We start from the raw sequence: 6,541 nt of genomic DNA, 5'->3' as shown, positions 1-6,541 counted from the left end.
CAATGTGGACATTACTTGGCGCAAAGAAGTGGCAACGTTGCCAACGGTCGACAGGTACATCATCTGCTAAATGATTGCCGCGAAGGGCCATTTGCCAAAATGGAGGTGCGATCACATTTTCCATATAGCGTTCGGTAATGACATGGTCACCGTCAACTTTAGTCACTGGCAGGGCTTCATCAATTTCTTTTTGCCCAATACTGCTTGAGTGAACATAGGTCTCATGGGTTAAATCCATTAGATTGTCGATCATTAGGCGATAGTCGCACTGAATGTGAAACAAGCCTCCGCCATAGCTCCATTCCGGATGATCTGCCCATTCTAAAGTTGGGAGTTTTGCTTCATCTGCTAAAGCCTTTTCACCTGGCCATACCCAAATAAAGCCGAACTTTTCAACAACTGCATATGCTTTGTTGCAAGGGAAACCATTTACACGTTGGGCTGGCATTGAAACGGTCTTTCCGTCACAACCCATGACTAAGCCATGATAACCACAGACAAGATTGCCATCTTCGACATAGCCAAGTGAGAGTGGGGCACCACGATGCGGACAAAAATCTTCAACGGCTGCAACTTGGTTTTCTTTACCACGATAAAAAACGATTTTTTCACCACAGATGGTGCGACCTAATGGTTTATCTTGGATTTCTTCTGGACGGCAAGCTACATACCAAGCATTTTTAATAAACATTTGTGACGACTCCTTATCACTTATTGGATCCAATTTATAATAAATAAAAATATTGGTCAATTGATAAGCAGTATATTTATTCAAAAATATTGTTCTTTAAAGTTGGTTAATTTGTATATTTTTAACTATTGTTAAGGACTTATACGTTTCTTTGGAGTTTTTGGGAAATTTTTTTTATTTGTTTTAATTTGGATCCATAATGGCTGTAACTATAGCCATTATGGGCCGTGAAAATTTAGAAATTAAAAGTGTAATGAAGCATCATGCGCTGTTCATCCAGACTTTTGCCATGTTTGGTGTCGTAGTTAATATTTAATAAAAGAAATTTAAGATTTTTAATCCAAGCATTTAGATCGTACTGAATCAACACATCACTTTCTTGCTCAAAATCGTTTTGATTCATGGTCTGAAAAGAGTCGCCATAAATATATTTATAGGTCACTTTTAAACCCTTGATATAGTTTTTAAAGTCATAGGAAGCAACGAAATGATAAGACTTTTCATCTGCTTTGGTAAACGCGCCTAAGGTCCAGTTCACCATGTGAGGAATGGGCATATTATCGAGTTTTGGAATACCATCTTTGCCAAAGTTTTCTTGATAGCCAATTCCGGTTGTAAAGTTGCCATGTTTGATGAAATGCATAGCGCCTATGGATGTATTGTCATATTCACCAAGCTTTGATTTACCGACATCGTCGTGGCGAAACACACGTAATTTTGTAGTGTGCTGCTTTGTCCATTGATAATCAAAAGCAAGGTAACTTTGATTGATGAGATCTGTTAAGTAACCATTATAAAATTTCCAGTGGTACCGTGGTGTTTTGCCATCCCATTGAAAGAAATAGAGTCCGTCAGATTCATGTTTTGATATGGCGAGTTTGTGGTAGTCCTCCTCATTTTTGGGTGAATAACGGTTAATCAAACCCAGCTCGAAATTTTGTTGCGGTGTCTTATATTTTAATTCCAAGCCTTTGTAGTTCACGCGTAATTGATGTGTGTCGACTTGTGGGGTAAGTGGTGAGTCGGGAATAATTTCACCTATATTCATGTGAAAGTTTTGATATTCAACTCCAGCTCCTAAGCCATATTTAACGTAGTCTTGTGCTTGTTTTTTGGTATTAGGGTCAAAGGGTATGACCATATCATTGGTGTGTTGGTCACTACTTAGGCGATAAGCATATTGAATGCTTGGATTGAGGTGTAGCTGAACCTCATTAAGTTTGGTTGACCAGTCGCCACGATAGATCAGACCTTGGCTCAAGCTATGAGTATCGGGGCTGGTCCCATTTTCATATTGTCTGTCGAAGTTGAATGTTTTTAGCGTGAGTGTATTTTGAAAATTAACATCGACTGCACTATGAGCTAAACAGCAGGCAAGGGTCGTCCCTGAGAAGAAAATCCCATAAATAAAAATATGCTTCATTTTTAAATCCGTTTAAAAGCGTTTTACTGTTCTAAAACCGACATGGCTGGTGGCAAGGTCGAGTTCTTGTGGATGCCTCGCGGCAGCACGATAACGCGCGCAATAGTTGGTTGCGCATAAATAAGACCCACCTTTAATCGTGTATTGCAAAATCTGTTCGTGACTTTGCCGATATTTCGATGGATCTCCCATATGATGATCTCTTGGACCTGTATAGGGTGTTTGCGTCCATTCCCATACATTGCCAATCAAGTCGTATAAACCAAATGGGTTTTTGCTAAAACAACCCACAGGGGCCACATCCTTAAAACCATCTTCCTGAACATTTTTGTATGGAAATTCACCTTGCCAGAAGTTGGCTACAATATGGCCTTCATGGGTGGGGCCAATGTCGGAGTTTTGCTGAAAACCTTTGGCTGCATACTCCCACTCAAGCTCAGACGGTAAGTCATGACCGAGCCAGTTTGCATAAGCATAAGCATCATTCCATGTCACCATACGTACAGGTTCATGAGGTGCAGGTTGTTTAGGGTTGTTTAATCCCCAAGGATGTTTCCAGTTGGCACCTTTTCCAAATTTCCACCACTGTAATTCTTCAACTGGATGCTCAGGTTGTACAAACATGGCCGCACCGCCTTGCTTTTCTGCATCGGTGACATAACCCGTTTGTTTAACAAACTCTTGAAATTGGGCATTGGTGACTTCAGTTGCATCAATTAAAAAAGCGGGAACGGAAGTTGCCTGTAAGTTTAATGGGCGTTCATCTTCATAACCTTGTGTGGTGCCTAAAACAATTTTTCCTTGCGGAAGCTTGACCATGCCGGCTTCTTTGTTTTTAGGCCAACCCGAAGGAAGCCCCGAATAAGAATTACATTTAGCTTTGCTGCCTAAGTCGGGCAAGGTGGTCTGTTCTAGTTGAGGCGTGGTTTTTTGGCACGCACAAAGTAAGAGAAACGATGAAAGCATCATGATTTGTTTCATCTGTTTTTCTCTACTTTTTATTGTATTGCTCAAAATCCACAACACCATTTTCATCGGCATATCTTAAATATTTATTATTTAAGACTTTGACGATCTCAGGATGTTCTGCATAAACATTATGTTGCTCATTAAAATCTGTTTTTAAATTGTAGAGTTCCCAACCGTGGCTTTTAAATTTAGAAGGTGAGTTTTCAACAAGTTTCCATTCGTCAGTTTTGGCGTAGCGGCTGCCATGCAATTCTTTAAAGTCATAATAATTAACAGGGCGAATACGGGCAGTATTATCCTTAAAAGCAGGAATTAGGCTAAAACCAGACGGTTTAATTTTAGTGCTTGAAGTTGGATAGATTTGATTATTTTGAATACCCGCTAGTTCCATAACGGTTGGGAATATATCTCTGACTGTCGCAAAGTTATTGTTGATTCCACGTTGTTTAGAAATTTGTACAGGCGATTTAACAATAAATGGAACACGTACTCCACCTTCTGAAGCAGCTGACTTCCAGTGGGTAAATGGTGTGCTGCTCACTTCGGCCCAGCGTGGTCCCATGTAAACATATGAGCTGGCGTTGCCTATATTTTCATAACGATTGTCGGCATCACCCATTGGGAAATTATGATCACCACCTTCAGCGCCGTTATCTGACATAAACACAATCAAAGTGTTGTCATATAAATGATGCTTTTTAAGATATTGAATAACATCGCCCACTCGATCATCTAACTGGGTGACCATGCCAGCATAAACTTCCATTTTACGCGCTTCATATTTGCGCTCTTGTGGGGTGAGTTCATTCCAGCTTTTAGTGCCTAAAGCCTGATTACCACTTTCAGTTGGGTATTCTGCGTTTGTAGGAATTAATCCTAATTTCTTTTGACGTTCAAAGCGTTGTTTGCGAATCGCATCATAGCCTTGATTGTATTTACCTTTGTATAAATCTCTATAGTGAGCAGGTGCCTGTATTGGCCAGTGTGGAGCGGTATAGGCGAGGTAGGTAAAAAATGGTTTCTGCGCTTTATTTTTGTCTAAATACTCAAAAGCTTTTTGTGTAAAAAAGTCGGTTGAGTAGTAGTTGTCAGGCAATGTAACCTTTTGACCATTTTCCGTGTATTGGGTGTTGCGCGGATAGTTTTTAGGTTGGTCTTTAAAGTGTAAATCGAAGCCATCGAGCAGGGCAAAAGATTGATCAAAACCACGGGCTTTAGGGTTTTGTTCGGGAGCATAGCCTAAGTGCCATTTACCGACCATGAAGGTGTAATAATCTTTAGTCTTTAAAATTTCTGCGAGTGTATAAGCATTTTGCGTTAAGTGACCTGAATATCCATCAATTTTGAGCAGTGCACGCGGACTATCGGTGCCAACCAATTTTTCTTGTCGTTTTGAAGTTTCATACATGGCACCTAAACCGACCAAGTGATTATCTGCACCTGTCATAAGCTGTGCACGAGTAGGTGAACACATTGATGAAGCATGAAAATTGAAAAGCATTTTTCCTTGCTTTAACAGGCTGTCAATATGAGGTGTTTTAATCTCACTGCCATAGGCACTAATGTCTGAAAATCCAAGATCATCGGCCAAAATAATCATGATATTCGGTGGTTGTTGATTTTTTGGAGATGCTGCTTGCGCTGTGTAAAACAATTGGCTGGCAAAAAAAAGTCCCAATGTAAGCTGGCTTACTCTTTTGAGTTTCATAACAACAATCCTTTGAAGTTTTATAAATGCATCTTGCATTCCATGGAAATGAACAGAGCTTTTTTGGCTAAAAAATGCTCTGGAATCGATCATAATAGATTTTTTATTGTGGATCCATAAAAATATTCAAACAATCTAATTTTATGTTTTTAATAATTTTATACTTATATAATTTATATGTTTATAGATGTTTTAATAATCAATTTATAATTTTAGTTGATTTTTTGGATCCAAATATTCAGTATAGAAAAAGAGCAGGATGCTCAAAAAAACAAATATTCCTCTAGGTCATGATGGATACGGATATGCATAACCACCCAATCGCTCATATTAGCAATGTCGTGTGTATCTCTTATCCACATTGGGAGATGCACAAATGGAAAGAGATGTTCTAAGTGAGATCAATCACAATAATATGAGCCGTTATCAATGGTTCATCATTTTGATCTGTATTTGTCTCAATATTATTGATGGCTTTGATGTGATGGTAATGGCATTTACCGCTCCGTCCGTGTCAGCAGAATGGTCACTTTCAGGCGCACAAATTGGCTTATTGCTGAGTTCAGGTCTTTTTGGTATGGCTGCCGGTTCAATTTTTCTCGCACCTTTAGCCGATAAAATTGGTCGCCGTTTACTTATCTTGGTTTGTCTTGTAATTGCAGGTCTGAGCATGTTGGGCTGTGCTTTAGTGCAAAGTCACGGCATGTTGGCCGCACTTCGGTTTATTAACGGAATTGGGGTAGGTGGGATTCTTGCGAGTAGTAATGTCTTGGCAAGTGAATATGCCAATGCACGCTGGCGCAGTCTCGCAGTGAGTTTAATGTCTACAGGTTATGGCATTGGTGCGACGCTGGGCGGTGTACTCTCACTGGCCTTGATTGAGCATTTAGGTTGGCGTTCAATCTTTTTGGCAGGGGGCATCACAACTATAGTGATGTTGCTGATTAGTGCATGGTTATTACCTGAATCTTTAGATTATTTGTTGGCGAAAAGACCAAAACAGGCACTAGAACGTATTAACGCAACAGTAAATCGTATGGGTTTAACTGCTTTAAAAGCCTTACCTTATTACGGCAAGAATAATCAAAAAAATACAGGTGATATTGGTAAATTATTTTCAGGGCAGCAGGGGTTCCAGACACTTTGTTTATGGTTTGCATTCTTTTTAGTGATGTTTGGCTTTTACTTCGTGATGAGCTGGACACCAAAAATTCTGATTTCAATGGGGATGTCACCAGAGCAAGGCGTAAGTACCGGTATTTTAATTAGTATTGGTGGTATTTTCGGAGCAGCCATTATTGGTTTACTTGCTTCACGTATGAAAATTTTCTATGCCTTAAGTTTGTTTTTAGGGCTAACCTCGGCATGTGTTTTCCTATTTGTCGCTGTCTCATCTCAAGTGAGCATTGCTCTCATAGTCGGTTTATTACTTGGCACACTCATTAATGGCTGTGTGGCAGGTTTATATTCTATTTCTCCAACGATTTACGATGCTGAAATCCGTAGTCGCGGCGTGGGTTATGCAATTGGTTTTGGTCGGATTGGGGCAATCTTATCGCCAACGGTTGCAGGCATTTTCTTAGATAAAGGTATTGCACCTGCAACGCTGTATGCCTATTACGGTGTGGTGTTTATTTTGGCTATTTTCCTGATTTTGAGTTTAGGTAGCGCTTTTTACCGAAGTAAGAAAGAGCAAAACTTCTCACTTAAAACAGCACCTTAATCCATTAAAAATTAAATAGTTGAGTTA

General features: G+C 39.7%; 5 protein-coding genes. 1 reads left to right on the top strand and 4 read right to left on the bottom strand.

Going from position 1 to position 6,541, the window contains the following annotated elements; genetic code table 11:
* From C1642_RS16800 to C1642_RS16785, 4 genes are all read right to left on the bottom strand, one after another.
* Positions 1-691 (bottom strand): Rieske 2Fe-2S domain-containing protein (locus tag C1642_RS16800; RefSeq protein WP_146035344.1); only part of this gene is annotated, 691 nt, incomplete at its 3' end.
* A 235-nt stretch (positions 692-926) separates the two neighbouring features.
* Entirely contained in the window at positions 927-2,114 is a 1,188-nt protein-coding gene (locus tag C1642_RS16795) for an OprD family outer membrane porin (protein WP_103236611.1), read from the bottom strand.
* Between the two features lie 12 nt (positions 2,115-2,126).
* Positions 2,127-3,080: a formylglycine-generating enzyme family protein gene (locus C1642_RS16790; RefSeq protein WP_086223121.1), complete on the bottom strand. Its 954-nt coding sequence runs from the start codon at positions 3,078-3,080 to the stop codon at positions 2,127-2,129.
* A gap of 25 nt (positions 3,081-3,105) precedes the next feature.
* Positions 3,106-4,791: an arylsulfatase gene (locus C1642_RS16785; protein ID WP_103236610.1), complete on the bottom strand. Its 1,686-nt coding sequence runs from the start codon at positions 4,789-4,791 to the stop codon at positions 3,106-3,108.
* Positions 4,792-5,167: 376 nt separating this feature from the next.
* Here C1642_RS16785 and C1642_RS16780 point away from each other — a divergent pair, with 376 nt between their 5' ends.
* Positions 5,168-6,514: an MFS transporter gene (locus C1642_RS16780; protein WP_103236609.1), complete on the top strand. Its 1,347-nt coding sequence runs from the start codon at positions 5,168-5,170 to the stop codon at positions 6,512-6,514.
* Positions 6,515-6,541: the final 27 nt, after the last annotated feature.

This window comes from Acinetobacter sp. AKBS16 (assembly GCF_002899995.1).
GTDB classification, from domain to species: domain Bacteria; phylum Pseudomonadota; class Gammaproteobacteria; order Pseudomonadales; family Moraxellaceae; genus Acinetobacter; species Acinetobacter baumannii.
This window is presented reverse-complemented; position numbering and strand designations above follow the sequence as displayed.